This window comes from Streptomyces qaidamensis (assembly GCF_001611795.1).
GTDB lineage: Bacteria > Actinomycetota > Actinomycetes > Streptomycetales > Streptomycetaceae > Streptomyces > Streptomyces qaidamensis.
The window spans coordinates 6,244,489-6,268,197 of sequence record NZ_CP015098.1 but is presented as its reverse complement, the minus strand read 5'-3'; the positions used below and the strand labels follow the sequence as shown (position 1 = coordinate 6,268,197).

Below are 23,709 nucleotides of genomic sequence, written 5' to 3'. Positions count from 1 at the left end.
AGGGCATCGAGTACCGGGGGGTGCCGCGCCTCGCCGTGCGTCACGGCCGCCGGGTCAGCACGAGGACGCGGGAACCGCGGTGGCGGGGCCCTGGCCGTCGCCGGGGGCGGGCCGGGTGAAGCGGTAGCACTGGTCGACCGCCGCCCCCGAGCTCGACACGACGACGGAGACGGTCGTCGTGTCCCTCTGACGCACCACGCTCTTGACCTCGAAGGAACGCCGTCCGGTGGGATTCAGAGCCTTCTGCACTCCGGCGCGCGTCAGGTCCTGGGCATACATGCTGGAGATGCGCGTTTGCGCGAGGCGTACCAGACCGCCGATCTCGGCGCCCGGACGACACACGTCGTCGTCGCGCTCGGATACCCGCGAAGTCCACCCCTGGCCGGGGTGCTGGGTGAAAGTGAAGACGAAGCAGCGGGTCACCTGGCCGGATCCTCCACCGGGAAGTATGGCCTTTGCATCGTAATGAGCAGATGATGCGGCCGTGGCGGTGAACTCGCGGTGGGACACATCGTGGGTGATGACCGGAGCTTTGGAGTGCTGCCAGATGACGCCGGTAAGGCCGTCGACGTCGGTGATACCGCTCGTCTCGAGCGCGCGGTCCGTGTCACCCGCCCTGGCATGGGCCTGCTCCAGGATCGCTGCGAGTGCCTGTCCCCTGCGCTCACTGTTGACGTTCCCGTCATGCCAGTGCCGATACCACAACCAGGAAACGACGATGCCGAGAACGGCGATCAGCGCGATCAGGACGGTCAGGCAGCCGGTGGTCACGAGGCGGTTCCCCCGCCTCGTGACCACCGCACCGCCGGTTGTGTCAGGTCCCACTAGCTGCCTTTGTATCCGATACCGGCCAGTTCCTGTTCCATGACCCGGGCGTAGCCCGCGGTACCGGCGTTCTTCGGGTGGAACGACTCCAGGCTGGCACAGACGTTCTCCCCGGGCCAGGGCAGGCACGGGGCCTGGTTGGCCGGGTCACCGGCGTGGAAGTCGCCGTCACCGTTCGGGCCGGCGACGACACGGTTGATCCACTCGTCGCCCTCACAGATCCCGTGTCCCCGGAAGGCGGGTATCGCATCGGCGAACGCCACCCTGGTCCCGGTCCTGCTCAGCTCCGCCACCTTGGCCTTCTGCTTGTCCCGGAAGTAGTCGGCCAGCTGGTTCAGGGCGTCGAAGTCGGCCGTGACACAAGGCTGTTCACCGACCAGACGCGGGTAGCCCATGAGCACGATCTGGGCGTTCGGCGCCGCGGCCGCGATCTGGCCGATGACCGTCCCGGTGTCCGTGACCGCCTGGTCGACCCTGCCGGTGTAGTCGGCCGCGTCACACGTCCCCCACATGACGTAGCAGTCCGTGATGGCTTCGGTGAAGTTGTCCCCGTCGTTGCCGCCGATGGTCAGCATCACCAGTGTGGTGTCCGCGCTGAGGGCACCGGAGTCGATCTGGCTCTTCTCACGGTAGTTGCCCATGTCTCCCCAAGGTGTGGGGTCTCCCGTGGTGACCTGCGAGGTTTTCGCGCCGGAGCAACTGACGTCCAGGAAGTCGACGGTGGCGCTCCTGTTGTTCGACAGTTCGCCGATGCCGGCGCTCTGGCCGGGCAACTTCATCTTGCGGGGCCAGGAGTTGTCGCTGCGTCGGCACGCGTTCCAGCTGCTCTTCCCGTGGCCCCGGTCGGACTCGGGAGAGTAGGCGCCGGCGCCCTCGCCGGAGGTGTAGGAGTCGCCCATGGCGACGACCATGTGCTTCGGCTTGCCCGCCAGTGGCTGGAAGGCGACGGCGTCCCAGGCGACGTCCTCGTCCGCGGTGCCGTCGTCGGTGGTGTTGGTCAGCTCCACCCGGGGGGTGCCGGTGAAGCGGTAGACGCCGAGTTCGACCCAGGTGTTCTTGCTGAAGTGGGTGTTGACGTAGCGGTGGCGGTCACCGCCCGCGACGCCCTTGATCACGTAGTGGGCCTGCTGGGTGTGCGCCCCGGTGTCCGGCATGTGCGCGAAGACGCGGGCCCACTCGACGTTGCGGCCCAGAGTCCAGGTGCCGTCGATGGTCATCCGGCCGCCGGGGCCGCCGAGATGAGCGGCGTCGCGGGTATGCGTGTACCAGAAGTGGCCGCCGTGCCCACCACCGATCTGGTGCAGGTCTCCCTTGGCCTCGAACGGGCCCAGCCCCGGCCCGGTCGCCGCCGGGTTGGGATGGAACGTGAACTGGAAGTTCCCGGCGTCGGTGCCCGACGATCCGCAGGAACTGTAGGTGTCGACGTTGTCCGGGACGGACTCCACGATCAGCGCCCCTGCGGGAGCGGCGCCGCACTCCGGCGTGCCGTGCTTCAGCCGAGTGCCGCGACCCGGCTCCTCGCGCAGCGTGACGTACTTGATGCTCTCGTTGCCGCAGTCGGCGTCGCAGTTCGCCTTCCACGTCACGTTCGCGCCGCGCCACCAGTACTTCTCGTAGCACTTGGCGTCCGGACAGTCCGGTGGGCTGGCGGAGTTGCAGTTGTTGGTGGTGTTGCAGAACGCGTCCAGTGGCGGCTTGACCCGGTCGCGCTGCCCCGGGTTGATCCACCAGGCGGGCCGGAAACCGGCGCTGGAGAAGCCGGACTCGCCGGGCCAGTCCTGGCGCCCGTCGCTGCCGTAGGAGTAGCCGGTGTCCATGGACCAGGCGGACCAGCCCATCACCTTCTCCTGGTACGGCCAGTTCTGGGGCTTGGCGGCGTCCCGCGGGTTGGACATGAACGGGTGCCGCGAGGCCGGGTAGGACGGGTTGGCGGGGTTGTTGTACCAACCCAGGCCCCACGGCTTGCCGTCGCCCTTGTTCTCGTTGAAGCCGAGGTTGTAGTTCCACAGCGCGGCGAACCAGTTCTCCGGCTTCGACGGGTCGTCGTTGTTGACGGTGATGGTCTGCCCGGCGGTGTGCACCTGGTTCCACTTGTCCGCGAGGATGTACATCGACGCGGCGATGTTGACCGCGTAGTCCAGAGCAACGGCCTTCTGCTTCGCCGGGGACAGAGAGGTCTCGCCGGGCTTCTCCAGGCCGGCGAGGCGCATGCCGTCGGTGACCTGGCCGACGCCGTAGCCGCAGTCCGACTGGTTCCAGTTGATCCTCCAGTACGCCTCGGACGTCTCCCCCTTGTGCCCGTAGAACCCGGCTATCGCCGCCTGCGGGTTGCCCATCTGGCCGGGGATGGCGCCGCCTTCGGCCTGCCACAGGTTCGACTCCTGGGCGAGTACGCCCAGCAGCACCTGAGCGGGGATACGCGCGCCGGCCTTCCCCTTCAGCGTCGGGGCCGGGAACAGCCCCTGCGGATCGACGGTGCCCAGGCCCGAGCGCCAGCCGCCCTGCTTGATCCACTTGGACCGGAGTTCGCCGCGGATCGCCATGTTGACGGCCCACTCGACCTGGTTGGGAGTGGGCTGCAGCGCGAGTTGCTTGATGTCGTTACGGGGGATGGAGCACCACCGGTCCGTGTCGACCGGATTGTGCGGGTCGGGCGCCTGTGCCGCCCGCCCGCTCCTCTCGGGCGCCCGCCCGCTCTTGCCGGACGCGCCCAGGGCGGGTGAGAAGGACTCCTTGCCCGTGCCGCTGGTGGTGTCGGCGAGCGTCTGGGTGATCTTCTCGCCGGTCGCGGTCGCGACACTGGTCACGGTCGGCGGCGCGGGGTCCCCGCCGGTGGGGTCCTGGGACGTGCGCGCCCGCGACGAGGGTTCGGCCTTGGTGAAACCCTTACCCGCGTTCCCGATCCGGTCCAGGCCCGCCCGCACGCCGGGCATGAGCACGGGGTCGACGGCCAGTCGGCCGTGGCTGGACACATCCGAATCCGACGGAACGTCCAGGCGCGCCACCGCGGTACCCGTGAGCTTCGCGTCCGTGGTGTCGCCGGTGAGGAAGGCCCGGCCCTCGGTTCCCTGTTCGAGGGCCAGGTCGCCGAGCTTCCCCGAGCCGAGCGTCGACGATGTGCCCCCGCCCTTCCACAGCTTGGCGCGAGCCGTGCCGCCACTGTGGTCGAGGAAGGCGATCCCCTTGCTGGTGGGGCGGATGTCGAACGGCACGCTGTCCGCGGCGGCCAGCCTTTGGAGCTTGCCGTCCGCCGGGGTGACGTGCACGAGGTGACGGCCGTGGGCGGCGACGAGGCCGTCCTTCACCGGGACGGCCGAGGTCACCTGTCCCGTGACAGTGGTGTCGCTGGTCGTCCTGCCGCTGGTGTCGACGGTGACGAGCCGGGTCTTACTGTCGCGGGACGCGGTGAAGGCCGCCGTGCGCGTCTCCGGGTTGCACGACGGGTCGAAGTAGGCCAGCGAGCCGGTGAACGGCAGCTTCGTGACCCCGCCGGACTTCAGGTCGACGACCGCGGTGAACGCGCCGCCCTGCATCAGGTCCGGCTTGTTCGTGAACGTACGCGGCGCGTACACGACCGCGGCGTGATCACGGTCCATGACGCAGGAGTTGCCGATCCACGTGTCCGCCGGCATGCCGGGCTCGGCCAGCGAGGCGACGGTCCGCCACCGGTAGGCGTCCTTGCTGTCCGCCACGAGGACCTTGAAGCCGCCGCTGTCCGCCGCGGTGGTCACGGCCCGGTCCGCCGAGGTCTTCCAGCCCTTCCCCAGCTTCTCGCCGGGATTCGGCACCCGTGTCGGCGGCTCGGACGACGGATTCCCGGACGGCTTCGGGTCGGGGGGACTGGTCTCGGCGAACGCCGGCGCGGCTTGTATGAGCCCGGTCAGGACCGCGGTGGCCGCAAGGCCCGCGATCCCGGCACGGCCCGGTCTGCGATATTTCAACTGCCGTCCTCCAATGGGGACTTCCGGGGCACGAGTGAGATACCGGCGCGACCTTCAGGGAGACGGAGGCCGCGGCGGTCGACGAACGGCATGTGAATGCCCCTCAGGAACTGGTCCATTTGAAGGAGGCGTTCTCGTTGTAGACCTTCGAGAACTTGCCGATGGTCTCGTTCGGGCTCAGCACGTCCTGCGCGCCCTTGTAGCCACTGCGGTAGTACACGCGGCCGATGTACTTGTAGTGGTCGTTCCTCGCGGATGCGGCGTTGTTCTTGATCTTCTGGTTGGAACCGGGCCACGGAGCGGACGCGCCCATCTGGCAGAACCGCAGGGGGTAGTGGTTGGGGTCACCCGCGCCCGCCTTGAGCGAGCCGAAGTCGTAGACGGAGTAACCGATGTTGCGGTACGAACCCTTCAGGTTCGAGTTGAAGAAGATGTGGAAGGAGAACGCCGACCTCCAGTGATCGTCACATGCGGACGGGGAGTAGAGGTTGTGGTGGTCGCCGTCCAGCGCTTGGGCGTTCGGGGCCATGGTGAACACGGCGGCGAGGGCGGCACCGACGACTGCGGCCCGCTTGACCAGATGGGACATGATCTGTGATCTCCTGACGTCGTTCGGTGGTCAGTCGAGGGCCCGAGCCTTGGCCACGGCCGTCTTGATGCCGGCCCGCTGCTCATCGAGCGCCGCTCGGCTCTTGCTGATCTCCTGCTCCTGGATGCGGGCTTCGGCGTCGAACCACGTCTTCTCGACGTTGGCCTTGTCCCGGCACGCGACATCCGCCACCGCGGTGTCCTTCTCCAGCTCGGTCGCCTCGTCGGCGCTGAGGAAACGGGAGTCCTCCGCGGCGTCCATCGGCTGGGCGTAGGCGAAGCCCTTGGTCTTCATGCACTCCGACCACTGCTGGAACGCCTTCTGCACTTCGGGTGCCTCGCGCGCCGTCTGGTAGGAGTAGCCGCCGATCTGATTGACCAGGGGGGACACGGCGAGGCGGGGCACACCGCCGTCCGCCTGGTCGACGCAGGAGCGCAGGGCACCGCGGTCGGTGTCGCCGGACTTGTCCCGGGAGAGGGCGTCGTCGTAGGCGTTCTGTGCCGCCGGGTCCGGGTGGTAGCCGTGCGCCCGGGCCTCTTGGGCGTCGTGGATGCCGTACCGCCAGTCGGTCAGAGTCGTTCCACCGAGGTCCGGGAGATCCGGGGCCGGGGTCCACTCGGGGAAGCCCTTGCCGTCCATGCAGGCGTCGATCAACTCGTCACGGGTGGCGCTGACCATGCGCGTCTGGGCCTTGGTCGGCGCGAACGTCTCCACGGGCAGCCGCCATGTGGCCGGATCCTCCGGGTCTCCGACGAAGGCCTTCGCCACCGGCGCCGCGGTCTCGGCCCGCGTCCCGGATTCCCCCTGGGCGAGGCTGGTCCCCGCGACGGCTACCAGGATCCCGCCGGCCACGGCGAGGGCCGGCAGGGCCAGTTTGGTCATCGGCTTCACGTCTCTGTTCCTTTCTGGTCAGGACTGCTTGCGGGCCGGCCGTTCGGCAGGTCCTCGCTGCGCTGTGCTGGGAATGGGCGACATGTTCCTGCGCGCGCCTTGCCGGGCCGGCCCGCCACCCCTCGGACGACACCGGGAGTCGGCGGGGGTGAGGAAGGCTCACGAGGCGGCTGAGGAAGGACCCGCTGCGGTGCCCGGAGCGGGGAAGCGGGGCGGCATCCGCACCGCCCGCGCCGGGGGGCGGCGCCGCAAGTCCCTTACGGACGTTGACGGCATGCCGCCGGCCGGTCACGCCACCGTCAGCGGCGGCCGACGTGGGCGGTGCTGCCGCTGTCGGAGCTCTTCCCCCTGGCCCAACCGTTTCCGGACGGCGTCCCCACGTGGACACGGGTCGGCATCGCAGCCGACTGCCGGCATGGCGGCATGACGAACTCCCCTCCCCCGTAGCGGCGCCGGTTCCCCCGGGCGCTCACTGAAGTCGTGCCGTAGCGGGTGGTCATGTCCCGCCGAGCACGACAGTCACCATAGCCACAGGCCGACAGCCGGTAACAGGGATTAACTGCGGGCTCACGCACTGCCTGGCGTGAAGCAGCCGCACAAAAAAGCGCACATTCCGACGAGCTACCTGTGTGATTCCTGTGAACTGTGTGACGCAGGTTGACCGAAAGTCGCCCGTGGAGTTGAGGGCTCCGATGGGGAGCAGCCACGAGCCGGACCGGGCATACCGGCCCGCACGGCACGGATCCCTCCTAAGCTGGAGCATCGAGCACCTGGGGGTGGGGCACAGTGGCGAGGCGGCCGGAGAGTACCGATGTCGTGGCGGCGGTGCGGCGGGTCTTCCACGACGGGCTGATGAGCGGGAAGTCCGCCTTCGCCGAGGAGTTCCCGGCCTGGACCGGTACGACGGCCTCGGATCTGCGCAGACGGTTCGTGGACCGGCCGGACGAGTCCTCGGACACCTTCCTGGTCAAACTGCGCCGGCAGCTCGACGGCGCCCCGGACGCGACCGTCGTGCTCGCCGCCGAGCTGCTGTTCGTGAACATGGCCCCGCTGGTGCCCGAGCAGATCGGGCCGGCCAAGAAGCGGCAGATCCTCGGCGAGGTGCTCTCCTGGGCCGACCGCCCGGTGGCCCTCCCGGCGGACCTGGAGCCGGGCCTGACGGGCTTCCTCAACGGCGGCCAGGGCTTCCTCAACTACCGGTGGGCGCAGTTCCAGATCCTGGTGCTGCTGGTGGAGCGGCTCGCGGGAACGGCCGCCGCGGAGCGGGAGGCGGTGCTGCGGGACCCGCTGGCGTTCAGGGCCCTGTGCCTGGACATCCAGGAGTCGGTCGGGCACAAGAAGGGGCGGGCGCAGATCCACGTCCTGCTGTTCCTGCTCTTCCCGGCATTCTTCCAGCCGATCGCCAGCGCCTACCACAAGCAGGAGATCGTCAAGGCGTTCGCGGACGAGCTCCCCGAACCCACCGGAGACGACGACCTCGACCTGCTGGAGCTGTGCCGCACGCTCCAGGAGCAGACCGGGCAAGCGGTCGACTTCTACGATGAGCCCTGGGTCGGCCGATGGCGCAAGGGTGCCGTCGAGCACGAGCAGCGCGGCTGGCTGGTGCGCGGGTACAACGTCGACGGACGCAACCTCGTCCCGGACTGGCTCCGGCAGGGCTACTGCTCGATGTCCTGGCGCGAGATCCCCGACGTCCCCGCCGGCTCCGCCAAGCAGGACGTCCAGCGGGCCGTCGCCGAGGCGATGCCCGAGGCCAGCGCCCAACTGCGCGGACAGGCCGCGTACCAGCTGCACGCCTTCCTCACCCTGATGCAGCCGGGCGACCTGGTCGTCACCGTCACCCCGGACGAGGTGCACGTCGGCACGGTCCAGGGCCCGGCCGCGTACGACGCGACGGACGGCCTCGACAACGCCCGGCGCCGCCCGGTGAGCTGGGCCACCGCCGAGCGGCCGCTCGTCCGCGCGGAGCTGCCCGAGCGGGTGCAGGCCCGGCTGCCGCTGCCGCCGACGCTCTACGACGTCAGCAGCATCGCCGCCGAACTCGCCGAACGGGCCGGCCTGGAGGACGTCGTCGCCGAAGAACTGGTCGACGTCGACGTCACCAAGCCGCTCGAACTGCCGCCCGTCACCGAGGAGCTGGCCGCGCGGCTGCTGATGCCGCTGGACTGGCTCCGGGAGACCGCCGAACAGCTCCAGGAGCAGGGGCAGCTCGTCTTCCACGGCCCGCCCGGCACCGGGAAGACCTACCTGGCCCGCGCCCTCGCCCGGCATCTGGCCGGACCCGACCGGGTCGAGCTCGTGCAGTTCCACCCCTCGTACACCTACGAGGACTTCTTCGAGGGCTTCCGTCCGGTCCGGGGCGAGAACGGCTCGGTGGTGTTCGACGTCGTTCCCGGGCCGTTCCGGCTGCTCGCCGAGCGCGCCGCGAAGGACCCGTCCAACCCGTACGTCCTGGTCGTCGACGAGATCAACCGGGCCAACCTGGCGAAGGTCTTCGGCGAGCTGTACTTCCTGCTGGAGTACCGCGAGGAGCCCGTCACCACCCAGTACAGCCCGCAGGCGCCGTTCACCCTGCCGGGCAACCTGTTCCTCGTCGGCACGATGAACACCGCCGACCGTTCGATCGCCCTGGTCGACGCGGCGATGCGGCGCCGGTTCGCCTTCCGCCGCCTCTCCCCCGAGAAGCCGCCGGTCCGGGGCCTGCTGGACCGCTGGCTGCGGGAGCGCGGCCTGCCGGACACCGCCGCCCGGCTGCTGGACGAGCTCAACTCCCGTCTCGGGGACACCGACCGGGCCATCGGGCCGTCGTACCTGATGAAGCCCGCCGCCGCCCGGCCGGACGGGCTCGACCTCGTCTGGCGCACCCAGATCCTGCCCCTGCTGGAGGACCAGCTCTACGGCACCGGGATCGACGTGGAGGAGGAGTACGGCCTGCCCGCGCTGCGTGCGGCGCTGGGGCGGGCCCCGGAGGAGGCGTGACCGGCCTCCTCCTCACCGTCCCGGAGACCGGCCCCGGCCTCGTGCGGGAGCTGACGGGCGACCAGCTCGCCGGACTGCTCACCGTGCCCGACCTGGTGCGGCTGACCCCCGCGGCGGGCGGACGCTGGCGGCTGCGCGGGAACCAGAAGGCCGGGCTGGTCCGGCTGCGCACCCCCTCCGGCGGGACCGTCCAGCTCCACCTGCGCCCCAAACTCCCCGTGCGGGACCTGCTGTTCCTGCTCTCCTACTCCTCCGACGACCCCTGGCGGCCCGAGCCGGTCGACGCGGCCGAGTCGGACGAACTCCTCCCCGCGGTCGCCGACCTGCTCGCCCGCACCGCACGCCGCACGCTCGACACCGGGGTGATGCACGGCTACCGCACGGTCGAGGAGGACCTGCCCCTGATCCGCGGCCGGATCCGCACGGCGGACCAGTTGCGCCGCGTCGGCCTGCCGCTGCCGGTCGCCGTGCGCTACGACGACCACACCCCCGACATCGCCGAGAACCGCGTCCTGCTCACGGCCCTGCGCCTGGCCGCCCGGCTGCCGGGCGTTCCCGTACGCACCCGGCAGGCCCTGCACCACCTCGCCGGCCGGCTCTCGGGCGTCCGTCCCCTCCGCCCGGGCGCGCCGCTGCCCCACTGGACACCGAACCGCCTCAACTCCCGCTACACGCGGGTGCTGCGGCTCGCGGAGCTGGTGCTGTCCGCCCGTTCCGTCCAGCCGGAGGGCGGCAGCTCCGTCACGGCGGAGGGCTTCCTGCTCCACCTGCCGGACGTGTTCGAGCGGTTCCTCACGACGGCGCTCGGCGACGTCCTGGCCCGCCGGGGCGTCCGGTGCGCCGGGCAGGAGGGGCACCACCGGCTGGACGAGGCCCGCCGGGTGCGGCTGCGGCCGGACATCGTGCTGTACCGGGCAAGCCGTCCGGTCTCCGTGATCGACGCGAAGTACGTGTTCCTCGACAGAGCCGCGCCCTCCACCGGCCACCTCGGCCAGCTGCTCGGCTACTGCACCGCGCTCGGCCTGCCGCACGGCCATCTGGTGTATGCCGCCACCACCCAGGACGGACCCACGGACCACGTCATCCGCCGCTCCGGCATCACCGTCACCGCCCACACCCTGGACCTCGCCCTCCCACCGGCCGGGCTGCTGTCGGCCGTCGCGGACCTGGCGGACCGGATCACCGCCACGGCGGCCGACACCCGCCCCGAGGCGCCTCGTGGAGCCTCGTGACCATGGTCGACCCGCGGGGCATGTGGACTGTTCCGTGCCTGGTGGGGGTCTCGTGCCCTTCTCTCCCGGCATGGCGAGGGGCCCGGTCCGGCGATCGCGGACCGGGCCCCTTCGCTGGGCTGCGCCCGGGCGGGCTACTTGCTCAGGTAGGCCCAGAACTCGTCGAAGCTCAGCCGCTTGTCGCCGTCGAGGTCGCGGGTCTTGATGACGACCTCGGCGACCGACTCGGTGACGTTCCAGTCCCCCGACCGGGCCAGGGCGGCCTTGAACTCGGCAGCGGTGATGAATCCGTCACCGTCCGTATCGATCCGCTCGAACTGCTTGCGTGCTTCCTCGATGTCCGCCACCGATCCGCCCCTCATCTCGTGCTGTGCGTCCTGATGACGCAGGTCTGACGGAGGTCAGGTTAACCGGCGGTGCGTGCCTCCAGCGCGGCGACCACCCAGGCGAACTCCTCCCGGTACGCGGCCTCGGGCCCGGCGCCCTTCACGACGGCGAGCAACTCGCGGTACCGGGCGACCCGGTGGGTGGCGTGCGACCGCAGCCGGGTGAGCACGGTCGCCGGGTCGGCGTCGCCCAGCAGTGCGCTCAGCACCTCGGCCACGTCCGGCGAGCCTGGGGCGATGCCCCGCTCGACGGCGTCGGCGCCCAGCCGCACGAGCCGCCGGGAGAACCACATGGACGCCCCGGCGGGCGCGTCGTGCCCGTGGTCGGCCGCGTTGAACTCGGCCACCTTGCGCATCTCGGCCCGGAAGTCCGGGTCCTGGAGCATCTCCGCCAGCTCCAGCCAGGCGTCGACCTGCTCGGGGGCGGGCTCCTCGGGCAGCTCGGCGGCGGTGCTCCGCATGCGTTCCCGGATCATCGGGTCCGCGGTGTCCAGCCCGTGGAACACCTAGTCCACGAACTCCTCCACGATCCGCCGCCGTTCGGCCGCCGACTGGCGTGCCAGTCTGTTCACGAGCCTCATCTCCTCCGTGTCCGAGCCCCGTTTCGCCACCGTTGACAGCACCGCGCGGGTCACCTTGAGCGACCGGATCTGCGCGTCCAGCGCGATCACGTGCGCCGCCGCGACCTGCGCGACGGTGGTCTCACCGGACAGGACCCGGCGTACGTCCGCCAGGCCGAGGCCCAGCTCGCGCAGGGTGCGGATCAGCTCCAGCCGGGCCACCGACGGCGCGTCGTACAGCCGGTAGCCGCCCGCGGACCGGGCCACCGGAGGCAGGGCGCCCTGGTCGGACCAGTAGCGGACGGTGCGCACGGTGAGTCCGGTGACCCGGGCCAGTTCCCCGATGGTGAGCAGTCCGGTGCCGTCATCGATCATGTCTGCGAGTCTGGACCCTCCATCGGGTGGAGACTCAAGGAGCGCGACGGTGGCGGACAGCCTCGGGGGCATACTCGACGCGGCGGCGCGGGGCGTCTTCCCGCCGGCGGACGGCGGGACGACGATCGTGTCCCAGCCCTCGCCCCGGGACGCGGGGGTACTCGCCTTCACGGCCCACTCGGTCGTCTTCACCGACGAGGACCCGGACTGGGTGCGCGACGCCCTCGCCCGGACCGACTGCGACGCGCTCGCGGCCACGATGAACGCCCGCTTCCTGACGGCCCTCATGGACCGGACGGGGCGGGTCTCCGACACGGTCGACGTGCTGCTGACCGGTGCCGCGCTGCCCGGCGAGCCGCCGATCGCGCTGACGGAGATCGACGACCCCGGGCATCCGCGCGTGGCGGCGGCCCGCAGGCGGCGTGAGGGCGTGCGGGTGTGGGCGGCGGACGGCGGTGTGCTCGTGCTGGGCCGTGGGGTGGCCGGTCGGTGGGAGGTCGCCGTCGAGGTGGACGAGGGGGTGCGCCACCGCGGGGTCGGACGGCGGCTGGTCACGGCGGCGCGGCAGCTGGCCGGGGGCGCTGCGGTGTGGGCGCAGGTGGCGGCGGGGAACGCCCGCAGTCTGCGGGCGTTCCAGGCGGCGGGTTACCGGCCGGTGGGCTCGGAAGTACTGCTGGCCCCCGGAGCCGGGCGTCACCGGAAGATGCCCGTATGGCCGAGCGAGTAGCGGCCGGGCTGCGGGTAGACCGCGAGGCCGTGCGGGCCGCTGCCGACCGGGATGCGGGCGAGCTGGGTGCCGGTGCGGGTGTCGAGGGCGTACACCTCGGCGTCGTAGCGGCCGGACAGCCAGAGCACCTTGCCGTCGGCGGAGACGCCGCCCATGTCGGGGCTGCCGCCGTCGGGCAGGTCCCACTTCTTGGTCAGCCTGTTCTGCGTGAAGTCGAAGACGGAGACGGTGCCCTCGCCGCGGTTGGACACGTACATCTCACGGGAGTCGCGGCTGACGTAGAGGCCGTGGCAGCCCTTGCCGGTGGGCATCAGGGTGGGCTCGGTGAACTTGTCGCCGTCCAGGACCCACATGCCGTGGGCCATCATGTCGGCGATGTAGAACTTCTTGCCGTCGGGCGAGATCTTCACGTCCTGCGGCATGGCGCCCTCGAACGGCAGCCGCTGCTGCCCGACGACCTCCATCCGCTCGGTGTCGACCTTGAGGAGCTCGCCGCTGAACTCGCAGGAGACGATGAAGTAGCGGCCGTCGAGGGAGAAGTCGGCGTGGTTGACGCCGTAGCAGGAGACCGGGACGGTCTTCTTGACCGCCATGGTGTGCGGGTCGCGGAAGACCAGCTCGCGGTCGAGGGAGGCCATGACGACGGCGTATCTGCCGTTGGGCGTGAAGTAGAGGTTGTAGGGGTCGTGGACGTCGACCGGCTTGCCCGCCTTGCCGGTCTTCGGGTCGATCGGGGTGAGAGTGTGGCCGCGGTTGTTGTTGACCCAGAGCGTCTTCAGATCCCAGGAGGGCACGACGTGCTGGGGCTGCCGGCCCACGGGGATCGTCTCGATGATCTCGTACGTCTTCGGATCGATGACGGAGACGGTGTCGGACTCGGTGTTGGGGACGTAGACCCGGGACGGGAAGTCCTTGACCACCGGGGACAGCTTGTTGGGGCGGTCGGCCGCGTACACGTCCTCGGGGTCCAGGACGGGCGGCATGCCGGGCAGGCCCTCCACGGGCTTCTTCTCGGGCGGGGCGGGCACGGCGGCCTTGGTGCCCCGTGCCTCGGAGGTTCGCTCCCCGCTGCCGGTACCGCAGGCGGCGAGGACGGCGAGGGCGGCTCCCGCGGCCAGGGCGCTCTTGACGAGATGGCGGTGCATTGCACCATTTAATGGGCGTCTTGTGGGGAAACCTGTGATTCATCCGTCCGGCGACCGGGTGAGGCATCGCAGGGTCAGCGGTCGGCGACCCGCATCTCGAACCAGGTGGTCTTGCCCCGAGGCAGCAGATCGACCCCCCAGCGGTCGGCCAGCTTGTCGACGAGGAACAGACCCCGGCCGCTGATGTCCATCTCCTGGACGGGCATCAGGCACGGCAGCCCTCGGGAGGGGTCGCGCACCTCGACGCGGATCCAGCCGCGGCGCCGGTGCAGGCGCAGTCCGAAGACACGGGCGCCGGTGTGGCGGACGGCGTTGCCGACCAGTTCGGAGACGAGCAGGACCGCGTCCTCGGTGGTCTTGGGGGTGAGTCCCCAGTGGCGCAGGACCACGACCTGGGTGAGCCGTCTCGCGGTGGCGGCGGACTCAGGACGGGACGGCAGTGGAACCTCTGCCTCCGTCGGGTTGCCGTACAACTCGAGCGCCTTGAGCGCGTGTTCGTCCTCGACGGTCGGCGACCAGCGCGCCGCGGCCGCATGAGCGTGTCCCCGCGGCTGTTCCATACCCTCCAGCCCCGCCATGCCCCCATCATGGCCGCCCGGAGCGCCGCACGGGGCCGTTCCCGGGGAATACGCCCCGGTGAACGGGCGGTGAAACGGCGGTCCCCTGTCATATGCCGGAGACACTTCGAAGTCGCCCGAAACCCTCCCGACCTGCTGGAACAGTCCGTTCCGGAGTGACCGGCGGTTCCCCCCGACCAGGCGGGCTTAAGACTGCCTTAAGACTGTCATAACCGCCCCATCGAGGGACCCCGGGTCAGACACCGTGTCAATTGCAAGCCCCTGGAGGGAGGTTCAGAGGAACTTCGCCTTGCCCGGCCCCTCCGCCACGAAGCTGCGCATCCCACGCTCGCGGTCCTCGGTGGCGAACAGACCCGCGAACCAGTTCCGTTCGATCGCGAGGCCCGTGTCGATGTCCGCCTCCAGGCCCGTGTCGATCGACTCCTTCGCGGCGCGCAGCGCGAGCGCCGGGCCCTGTGCCAGTTTGGCGGCCCAGGCGTGCGCCTGCGCGTACACCTCGTCGGCAGGGACGACCCGGTCCACCAGGCCGATCTCGCGGGCCTCCTCGGCCTTCACCATCCGGCCCGTGAAGATGAGGTCCTTGGCCTTCGAGGGGCCGACCAGGCGGGCCAGGCGCTGGGTGCCGCCGGCGCCGGGGATCAGACCGAGCAGGATCTCCGGCTGGCCGAGCTTGGCGTTCTCGCCGGCGATGCGGAAGTCGGCGCACAGGGCGAGCTCGCAGCCGCCGCCCAGCGCGTATCCCGTCACGGCCGCGACGACGGGCTTGGGGATCCGGGCCACCGCCGTGAACGAGTCCTGCAGGGCGCGGGCGCGCAGGACCATGGCGGTGTGGTCCATCTCCTGCATCTCCTTGATGTCCGCGCCGGCCGCGAACACCTTCTCGCCGCCGTAGACGACCACGGCCCGGACGTCCTCGCGCCGCGCGGCCTCCTCGGCGAGTTCCTTCAGCCGGTCCTGCGTGGCGATGTCCAGCGCGTTCATGGGCGGGCGGTCGAGACGGAGCGTGCCGACGCCTTCAGCGACTTCGAGAGAGACGGTCATAGGCAGCAGGTTAACCACGACTAACGGGTGAGGCCCCGGTGCGGTCCGTCACACCGGGGCCCTCTTGTCAGCGGCGGAGAACTACTTCTTCCACTTCTCCCACGCCATGTTCCAGCCGTTGAGCCCGTTGTCCGGGTCGACGATCCGGTCCTCGGAGTTCTTGACGACCACCACGTCGCCGACCATCGAGTGGTTGAAGAACCACGCGGCGGCCACCTTCTTGTCCCAGCCGCCGCGCACGTCGCGCAGGCCGATGCAGCCGTGGCTCGCGTTGTAGTTGCCGAAGGCGCCGCTCGCCCAGTAGTTGCCGTGCAGGAACGTGCCGGAGGTGGTCAGGCGGACGGCGTGCGGGACGTCCTTGATGTCGTACTCGCCGCCGTAGCCGACGGTCTCGCCGTTCATCCGGGTCACCGTGAGCATCTCGCTGATGACCATCTGGCCGTTCCAGGTCTCCATGCCGGGCTTGCCGGTGGTGACCGGGATGGTCTTGATGACCTTGCCGTCACGCATCACCTTCATGGTGAGCTTCTTGGCGTCGACGACCGAGACCTGGTTGCGGCCGATGGTGAATTCGACCTTCTTGTCCTGCTCGCCGTAGACGCCGGAGCGGCCTTCGACGCCGTCGAGGTTCAGGTCGACGGTCACCTTGGTGCCGGGCTTCCAGTACTTCTCCGGGCGGAAGTCGAGGCGGTCGTTGCCGAACCAGTGGCCCTCGACCTCGACGGCCGGCTCCGTCTTGATGCGGATGGCCTTCTCGACGTCCTCCGGGTGGGTGATGCCCCGCGAGAAGCGGATGGAGAACGGCATCCCGACGCCGACCTTGGAGCCGTCCTCGGGGGTGAAGGTGCCGATGAAGGTGTTCTTCGGGGTCAGCGTGGTGAAGCCGGCGTCCTCCGCGGCCGTGCGGCCCTCGGAGTCCTTGGCGACCGCGTGGACCGTGTACTTCGTGGCCCCGGCCAGGTGGGTGGACGGCGTCCAGCTGGCGCCGTCCCCGGATATCTCGCCGTCGACCTTCCTGCCCTCGGCGTCCTTGACCTCGACGTCGGTCAGCTTGCCCTTCTCCGCGGTGACCTTCAGCGCACCGCTCGTGTCGACGGACGTGGCTCCGTCCTCGGGGCTGATGCCGACGACCGCCTCGGACTGCTTGCTCTGCGCGGCCCCCGAGTCCTTGCCCTTGCTGTCGCTCCCGCCGGAACCGGAGCCGCTGCCCCCGCCGCCGCACGCCGTGACGGCGAGCAGCAGCACGCCGAGTATCAGCGCGAGCACTCCGTTCCTGCGCCCAACCGACGCCCCCGATATCGGTCGCCCGTTCAAGTGGTTCTCCCCTCCCCGGGCCTGGTCAGGCCCGCACGCGCACCCGCGCGTCCCCCGCGCGTCGGCGAATAGTAACCACAGGCCGGACGGCATCGGAGGCCCGCGATTGTCACTGTTCGGTCCCAACGGATCGCCGGGTCAACCGGCCCCCCTGTCCGGCTACTTCACCGCACTGCCCGCCTTCCATGCGTTCCAGTCCATATTCCATCCTCCGAGCCCATTGTCGGGAGAGACCTTTTTGTCATTGCTGTTGACGACTTCGACGACGTCCCCGATGAGGCTGCGGTCGAAGAACCAGCCGGCCGGGGTGTCCGAGCCGCCGCCCTTCACATCACGCAGTCCGATGCACCCGTGACTGACGTTGGTGCGGCCGAAGACGGTGCGGTGCGCCCAGTAGTTGCCGTGCAGGAAGGTGCCGGAGTCGGTCAGGCGCATCGCGTGCGGAACGTCCGGGATGTCGTACTCGCCCTTGCCGTCGCGCTTCTTGAAGCCGACCGTGGCGCCGTTCATCCGCGTGACGTCGAGCATCTCGGTCACCACCATCTTGCCGTTGTAGGTGGTCGTCTTCGGGGCGCCGGCGGTGACCGGGACGGTGGCGAGGGGCTCGCCGTCGCGCCGGACCTCCATGGAGTGCGCGGCGGCGTCGACCACGGAGACCTGGCTGCGGCCGACGGTGAAGGAGAACGTCTTGTGCTGCAGGCCGTAGACGCCGGGCGCCCCCTCGACGTCGCGCAGACGCAGGGTGACGGTGACCTGGGTGCCGGGTTTCCAGTAGTCCTCGGGGCGGAAGTCGAGGCGTGTCCTGCCGAACCAGTGCGGACGGATCTCGACGGCCGGGCGGGCGGTGACGCGCACCGCGCGTTCGACGGCGGCCCGGTTCGCGATCCTCCGGTTGAACTCCAGGGAGACGATCATGCCGGTGCCGACGGTGGCGCGGTTCTCCGGGGCGACGTAGCCGATGAAGCGTTCCTCGGGGACGTACGTGGTGAAGGTGGTGCGCCGCGCCGAGCGGTGGCCGTCGCCGTCCACGGCCACCGCGTCGACCGTGTACTTGGCGGCCAGCGCGAGCCGCTGCTCGTCGGGTTCCCAGGTCAGGCCGTCGGCGGAGAGGTGCCCGGGCACCGGGGACTCCTGCGCGTCCTGTGACCTGACGACCTTCACCTTCTCCAGCCGGCCGTCGGGCACGCGCACCCGCAGCCGCTTGCCGGGGCGCACTCCCCTGCTGCCGTCTCCGGGCGAGACCTTGATGACGTCCTCGGGCGCCGGGGGCGCGCCGAACGCCCCGGCGATCCCGCCCGCGTCGTCCGAGGTACAGCCCGTGGCCCCGGCGAGGAGCCCTGCCCATGTCACTACGGCGGCCAGCGCGGCCCTCGCGCGCCGCGCGCGCCCTTGTACGTGCCTCACGAGGTGCCCAACGACCGGCCGTGTCCCCGGAAACGACCATGCCCGCCCCCGGGGAAACGTGAGTGCGAGCCACCCTCTGGGCAGAACAGTGGGGAGGACGACGCGCAGGGGAGCCGCGGCCCGGGCCGCAGACAGGGCCGCACCCCTCTGTCCCCCGTCGTCCCACGAGCCGCGGGAGGCTGACAGGTGTCCAGCGCAGCCGAGCAGGAGGCGGTGGCCGGTCGTCAGGCCACCGGGAACGGGCGCCAGGCCGCCGCCGTGAACGGGGCCCGGCCGGCCGCACCGCCGCCCACCGTGCCCGCCTGGCCGGGCGCGCCGACACCGCTGGGCGCCCGGTTCCGGGTCGGCCCGGACGGGGTGGCGGGCACCAACTTCGCGTTGTGGGCGGGCGGCGCCGAGGGGGTTGAGCTGTGCCTCTTCGACGAGTCGGGCCGGGAGTCACGGGTCCGGCTCGCCGAGCTGACCCACGAGATCTGGCACGGCTTCGTCCCCGGCGTGCTGCCGGGGCAGCGCTACGGCTACCGGGTGCACGGCCGCTGGGACCCGTGGACGGGGGCCCGCTGGAACCCCGCCAAGCTGCTGCTCGACCCCTACGCCCGCGCCGTGGACGGGGACTTCGGCCTGCCGCCGGAGGTGTACGGGCACGTCCGCGACTGGCCGCAGCAGCATGTCGCCGACACCGTGCGCGACGACCGGGACTCGGCGCCGCACGTCCCGAAGGGCGTCGTCGTCCACGATGACGACGACTGGGCCGACGACCGCCGCCCGAAGACGCCCTGGGCGGACTCGGTGATCTACGAGCTGCACGTCAAGGGCTTCACGCGACTCCACCCGGGCATCCCCGAGGAGCTGCGCGGCACCTACGCCGGCCTCGCGCACCCGGCGGCCATAGAGCACCTGGTGAGGCTGGGTGTGACGGCGGTGGAGCTGCTGCCCGTGCACCAGTTCGCGCACGAGGACCACCTGCTGCGCCGGGGCCTGAAGAACTACTGGGGCTACAACTCCATCGGCTACTTCGCCCCGCACGCGGCCTACGCGGCCTCCGGGACGAGGGGCCAGCAGGTCGGCGAGTTCAAGCGGATGGTGCGCGCCCTGCACGCGGCCGGGATCGAGGTCGTCCTCGACGTGGTCTACAACCACACCGCCGAGGCGGGCGAACTCGGCCCGGCCCTGTCCCTCAAGGGCATCGACAACCGCGGCTACTACCGCCTCCAGGACGACGCCCGCCGCTACGCCGACTACACCGGCTGCGGCAACACGCTGCACGTGGTCCAGCCGCAGGTGCTGCGCCTGATCACGGACTCGCTGCGCTACTGGGTCACGGAGATGGGCGTGGACGGCTTCCGCTTCGACCTGGCGGCGGCGCTGGCCCGCTCCATGCACGACGTCGACATGCTCTCCCCGTTTCTCGCGGTCATCGCCCAGGACCCGGTGCTGCGCCGGGTGAAGCTGATCGCCGAGCCGTGGGACGTGGGGTCGGGCGGCTACCAGGTGGGAGCGTTCCCGCCGCTGTGGACGGAGTGGAACGACCGGTACCGCAACGCCGTACGGGACTTCTGGCGGCACGCCCTGCCGGACGTCCGCGAGATGGGCTACCGGCTGTCGGGCTCCAGCGACCTGTACGCCTGGGGCGGACGCAGGCCGTACGCGTCCGTCAACTTCATCACCGCGCACGACGGGTTCACGCTGCGGGACCTGGTGTCCTACGAGCGCAAGCACAACGAGGCCAACGGCGAGGGCAACCGGGACGGCACGGACGACAACCGGGCCTTCAACGGCGGCACCGAGGGCGAGACGGACGACGAGGAGGTGCGGGCGCTCCGGCGCCGGCAGCTCAGGAACCTGCTGACCACCCTGCTGCTGTCGACGGGCGTGCCCATGCTGGTCGCGGGCGACGAACTGGGCCGCACCCAGCGCGGCAACAACAACGCCTACTGCCAGGACAACGAGATCAGCTGGCTGGACTGGGGACTGCTGGAGGATCCGGGCTGGCATGCCCTGTTCGCGCTGACCTCCCGGCTGATCGCGCTGCGCCATCGCCACCCGGTGCTCAGGCGCCGGGCGTTCTTCTCGGGCCGGGCCCAGACCGCGGACGGGCTGCGCGACCTGGCCTGGTTCACGTCCCGGGGCACGGAGATGACGGAGCAGGACTGGTACGCGCCCGCCGCCACGCTGGGCATGTACCTGTCCGGCCGGGACATCCCGGGGCGCGACGAGCGCGGGGAACAGATCCTCGACGACAGCTTCCTGGCCGTCCTGCACGCGGGCGAGGGGCCGGTGGACTTCACCCTGCCCGGGCCGCCGTGGGCGGAGCGGTACGAGGTCGTCGTCGACACGAGCCGGGAGGAGCAGGGGGAGGCGCCGGGCGTGGAGCACCGGGCGGGGACGGAGATCACGATGCCGGCGCGGGCGGTGCTGCTGCTGCGGGTGGCGGGGTGACACCGGCGGGGCGGCCGGCGGGTGCGGACGGGCAGCGCGCAGCAGGCGGGTGAAGCCTGAGCCACTGTCACCTTCCCGGGGCATGCATGAGGATCTCCGCCGCATCCGGCCGGGTCGGCGGTATCGATGCGCTGGAGGCGACAGTGATGAACGAACGAGGCGGACAGACGGGTCCGCACACCATCAGCGTCCCGGTCCTCATCGTCGGCGGCTCCCTGGTCGGCCTGTCGACCTCGCTGTTCCTGGGACGGCTGGGCGTACCGCATGTGCTGGTGGAGCGCCACGCGGGTACCTCCATCCATCCGCGAGGACGTGGCAACAACGTCCGCACGATGGAACTGTTCCGGGTGGCGGGCGTCGAGAAGGCGATCCAGGACGCGGCCGCCACCCTGGCCGTCAACAAGGGCATCCTGCAAACGCCCACGCTGACCGGTGACGCGGGCGAGTGGCTGTTCAGGGACATCGACCCGGGGGGCGGGCTGGCCCGCTTCAGCCCCAGCTCCTGGTGCCTGTGCAGCCAGAACGACCTCGAACCGGTCCTGCTCGACCACGCCCGCGGGCACGGCGGGGACCTGCGCTTCTCCACCGAGCTGATGTCGTTCGAGGCCGGCACCACCGGTGTGACCGCCGTGGTCAAGAGCCGCGAGACGGGTGAGCACACCACCATCCGCGCGGACTATCTCGTCGCCGCGGACGGCCCGCGCAGCCCCGTGCGTGAGCAGCTCGGTATCGGTCAGAGCGGGCCCGGCGACCTGTTCCACAACGTCAGCCTCACCTTCCGCTCCCGCCGCCTCGCCGATGTCGTGGGCGAGCGCCACTTCATCGTCTGCTACCTGACGAACCCGGAGGCCGACGGCGCCCTGCTGCCGGTGGACAACCGCGAGAACTGGGTCTTCCACGCCCCCTGGCACCCCGAACACGGCCAGACCCTGGAGGAATTCACGGACGAGTGGTGCGTCGAGCACATCCGCCGGGCGGTCGGGGTCGCCGACCTCGATGTGGAGATCACCGGCAAGGCGCCGTGGCACGCCGCTCAGCGGGTCGCCCGCAGCTACCGGTCCGGACGTGTGTTCCTGGCCGGTGACTCGGCTCACGAGATGTCTCCCACCGGGGCCTTCGGTTCCAACACCGGGATCCAGGACGCGCACAACCTCGCCTGGAAGCTGGCCGCGGTACTGGACGGCTGGGCCGGGGAGCGCCTGCTGGACACCTACGACGCCGAGCGCCGTCCCGTGGCCGAGGCCACCAGCGCGCGCGCCGCGGCCCGGTCGGCCGAGCACAGCCACCCCGGATTCGCCGCGCCGGCCGGAGCGGGCGGCGGTCCCCAGCGCGGCATCCTCAACGTCGCCCTCGGGTACCGCTACCCGCAGGGTGCCGTCGTCGGCGCCGATCCCGAGGCCCCCGTGGTACCCGAGAGTCTCGACCTGACCGGTGGCCCGGGCAGCCGGGCCCCGCACCTGTGGGTGCGTCACGGGGACGAGCGGATGTCGACGCTCGACCTCTACGAGCGGTCCCTGGTGCTGCTCAGTGACGCCGCCGAGCCGAACGGATGGCACGAGGCCGCGCTCCGCCTGGCCGACGAGCTGACCCTCCCGCTCAGGTCGTACCGGGTGGGCACCGGGCCTCAGGCCGAGCTGGTGCCGGAGGACGCCGCCGACTGGGCGGAGCGCCACGGCACGGGACCCGGGGGCGCCGTGCTCGTCCGGCCCGACGGGTTCGTCGCATGGCGGTCGCCGGGTCCGGACCCGGATGCCGAGGGTGTGCTGCGCGAGGTCCTGAGGACCGGGCTGGCCGTCGGCTGAGTCCCCGCGGGCTCCGAACCGGCGAGTCCCCCGACGGGTGCTGAGGGGCGGGCGGCCACACGCCCATCACCCGGACGGGGGACCGCGACCGGCGGGCCGAGGATCACGCGGACGGCCCGGTTGTCCTGACCCGTGCCGTCCGACGGCCACCCGCCACGGTCACTCGCGGACGCCGTCCGAGTCGCGCGATGTGCGGGGACGGCCACAGGATCGAGGAACGCCGACGTCGCATCCCTGCGGCCGGCGTTCACGTTCCCCGCCGCGAAGGAGATGTGCGCAGGATGACCACCACGTCCGAACGGGGGGCAGGTTCGCGGGCGCGACAGGCCTCGCACCATGTCTCCCAGTCCGTGTTCGACGGTTCCCGGCTCCGAGTCGTCCTCCTGGTCGACGTCCACGACGGGGCCCAGCAGGAGTTCCTCGAAGCCTACGAACAGTTGTGCAACCAGGTCGCGTCCGTCCCCGGGCACGTCAGCGACCAGTTGTGCCAGTCCATCGAGAATCCCTCCCAGTGGCTCATCACGAGTGAGTGGGAGAGCGCCCCGCCGTTCCTCGCCTGGGTCAACAGCGAGGAGCACGTGCGGATGGTGGAGCCGCTGCACAGCTGCGTGCGGGACACGCGGTCGTTGCGCTTCCACGTCGTCCGCGAGACCGGCGGACCGGCGAAGGGCGCCGATCAGGCGGGGCGCCGCCTCCAGACGGCACCCCGGATCGGCGACGGTGTGATCCGGCACGCGCTCACGTTCACCGTGAAGCCGGGCAGCGAGGAGATCGTCGCCAAGATCCTCGCCGACTACGACTCACCCGAGCCGAAGGTCGACGACACCACCCGGCTGTGCCGCACCTCCCTGTTCATGCACGGCAACCGGGTGGTGCGGGCCGTCGAGGTGCGGGGCGACCTGCTGGCCGCGCTGCGCCACGTCGCCCGGCAGCCGGAAGTGCGGGCCGTCGAGGAGGCCATCAACCCCCACCTCGAGCAGGACCGGGACCTGGGCGACCCCGAATCCGCCCGGGTCTTCTTCACCAGGGCCGCGCTGCCGGCCGTCCACCATGTGACGGCGGGGCCGCGGGAGCCGCAGGGCGAGCGGTACGCCCTGTACTACCCGGCGCGGCCGGAGCGCGGAATGCAGCTCGCCGAACTCCTGGCCCATCGGGACGAGGCGGCCGCGGACGACCCGCGCAGCCCGGTCCTGCGCAGCACGATCTTCCAGCGCGACGACGTCGTCGTACGGCTGATCGACGTGCACGGCGCGATCGAGGAGGCCGACCCCGGCCACATTCTCGGTCTGTCCGACTCGGCGCAGGTGACCGAGCTGACGACGCTGCTGGACGACGCCGCGGACATGGACGTGGCCACGTCGAAGGACGGCAGCCTCGCCCGCCTGTTCGAACTGGCCCGTATGGACCTCGTCACCGACCGCCGCTCGCCCGACGCCTGATTCGCCATCCGGCGGGAGAGGCGACGCTGCCTCTCCCGCGTT

16 protein-coding genes and 1 pseudogene are annotated in these 23,709 nt (G+C 71.0%); 6 read left to right on the top strand and 11 right to left on the bottom strand.

The annotated features are described in order from the left end of the window. Positions 1-54: 54 nt before the first annotated feature. The 4 genes from A4E84_RS27960 to A4E84_RS27945 form a co-directional block, all read right to left on the bottom strand. Positions 55-771, bottom strand: coding sequence for a hypothetical protein (locus A4E84_RS27960; protein ID WP_159029624.1), 717 nt, complete (start codon positions 769-771; stop codon positions 55-57). A gap of 53 nt (positions 772-824) precedes the next feature. After that, positions 825-4,766 carry an SGNH/GDSL hydrolase family protein gene (locus tag A4E84_RS27955; RefSeq protein ID WP_079129144.1) on the bottom strand — a complete coding sequence of 1,314 codons (3,942 nt, stop codon included), beginning with the start codon at positions 4,764-4,766 and terminating at the stop codon, positions 825-827. Between the two features lie 103 nt (positions 4,767-4,869). Next, a complete protein-coding gene (locus A4E84_RS27950; RefSeq protein WP_062929182.1) occupies positions 4,870-5,355 on the bottom strand; it encodes a hypothetical protein in 486 nt (161 codons plus the stop codon). Between the two features lie 30 nt (positions 5,356-5,385). Then, positions 5,386-6,246 (bottom strand): hypothetical protein, encoded by an 861-nt coding sequence (locus A4E84_RS27945; RefSeq protein ID WP_062929181.1) that lies wholly within the window; start codon positions 6,244-6,246, stop codon positions 5,386-5,388. A gap of 786 nt (positions 6,247-7,032) precedes the next feature. Between A4E84_RS27945 and A4E84_RS27940 the strand changes: the two genes are divergently transcribed. Both A4E84_RS27940 and A4E84_RS27935 read left to right on the top strand, forming a co-directional pair. Then, the gene (locus A4E84_RS27940; RefSeq protein ID WP_062929180.1) at positions 7,033-9,225 is read left to right on the top strand and encodes an McrB family protein; all 2,193 of its coding nucleotides are present in this window, start codon (positions 7,033-7,035) and stop codon (positions 9,223-9,225) included. Continuing rightward, positions 9,222-10,457 (top strand): McrC family protein, encoded by a 1,236-nt coding sequence (locus A4E84_RS27935; protein WP_062929179.1) that lies wholly within the window; start codon positions 9,222-9,224, stop codon positions 10,455-10,457. The genes A4E84_RS27940 and A4E84_RS27935 overlap by 4 nt, the downstream gene beginning before the upstream one ends. A gap of 134 nt (positions 10,458-10,591) precedes the next feature. On the opposite strand, the gene A4E84_RS27930 is transcribed toward A4E84_RS27935, so the two are convergent. Then, complete coding sequence (locus A4E84_RS27930) at positions 10,592-10,804, bottom strand: EF-hand domain-containing protein (protein ID WP_062929178.1); 213 nt, start codon at positions 10,802-10,804, stop codon at positions 10,592-10,594. Positions 10,805-10,863: 59 nt separating this feature from the next. Then, a pseudogene (locus tag A4E84_RS27925) lies at positions 10,864-11,778 on the bottom strand (helix-turn-helix domain-containing protein). Between the two features lie 49 nt (positions 11,779-11,827). On the opposite strand from A4E84_RS27925, the gene A4E84_RS27920 reads away from it, so the two are divergent. Continuing rightward, positions 11,828-12,505 carry a GNAT family N-acetyltransferase gene (locus tag A4E84_RS27920; RefSeq protein WP_107308390.1) on the top strand — a complete coding sequence of 226 codons (678 nt, stop codon included), beginning with the start codon at positions 11,828-11,830 and terminating at the stop codon, positions 12,503-12,505. Here the strand turns inward: A4E84_RS27920 and A4E84_RS27915 are convergent. The 5 genes from A4E84_RS27915 to A4E84_RS27895 form a co-directional block, all read right to left on the bottom strand. Next, a complete protein-coding gene (locus A4E84_RS27915; RefSeq protein WP_062929176.1) occupies positions 12,472-13,650 on the bottom strand; it encodes a YncE family protein in 1,179 nt (392 codons plus the stop codon). The genes A4E84_RS27920 and A4E84_RS27915 overlap by 34 nt on opposite strands. 74 nt (positions 13,651-13,724) lie before the next feature. Next, a complete protein-coding gene (locus A4E84_RS27910) occupies positions 13,725-14,333 on the bottom strand; it encodes an ATP-binding protein (protein WP_079129143.1) in 609 nt (202 codons plus the stop codon). Positions 14,334-14,501: 168 nt separating this feature from the next. Beyond that, positions 14,502-15,269 (bottom strand): enoyl-CoA hydratase/isomerase family protein, encoded by a 768-nt coding sequence (locus tag A4E84_RS27905; protein WP_062929174.1) that lies wholly within the window; start codon positions 15,267-15,269, stop codon positions 14,502-14,504. An 81-nt stretch (positions 15,270-15,350) separates the two neighbouring features. Continuing rightward, positions 15,351-16,583: a L,D-transpeptidase gene (locus A4E84_RS27900; RefSeq protein WP_062929173.1), complete on the bottom strand. Its 1,233-nt coding sequence runs from the start codon at positions 16,581-16,583 to the stop codon at positions 15,351-15,353. A 159-nt stretch (positions 16,584-16,742) separates the two neighbouring features. Beyond that, on the bottom strand, positions 16,743-17,987 hold the full coding sequence (locus tag A4E84_RS27895; protein ID WP_062929172.1) for a L,D-transpeptidase: 1,245 nt from the start codon (positions 17,985-17,987) through the stop codon (positions 16,743-16,745). Between the two features lie 186 nt (positions 17,988-18,173). On the opposite strand from A4E84_RS27895, the gene glgX reads away from it, so the two are divergent. The 3 genes from glgX to A4E84_RS27880 all read left to right on the top strand — a co-directional run bounded on the left by glgX (position 18,174) and on the right by A4E84_RS27880 (position 23,667). Next, the gene (gene glgX, locus A4E84_RS27890; protein WP_062929171.1) at positions 18,174-20,426 is read left to right on the top strand and encodes a glycogen debranching protein GlgX; all 2,253 of its coding nucleotides are present in this window, start codon (positions 18,174-18,176) and stop codon (positions 20,424-20,426) included. Positions 20,427-20,572: 146 nt separating this feature from the next. Next, positions 20,573-22,228, top strand: coding sequence for an FAD-dependent oxidoreductase (locus A4E84_RS27885; RefSeq protein WP_062931641.1), 1,656 nt, complete (start codon positions 20,573-20,575; stop codon positions 22,226-22,228). Positions 22,229-22,509: 281 nt separating this feature from the next. Beyond that, a complete protein-coding gene (locus tag A4E84_RS27880; protein WP_062929170.1) occupies positions 22,510-23,667 on the top strand; it encodes a SchA/CurD-like domain-containing protein in 1,158 nt (385 codons plus the stop codon). Positions 23,668-23,709 lie beyond the last annotated feature (42 nt).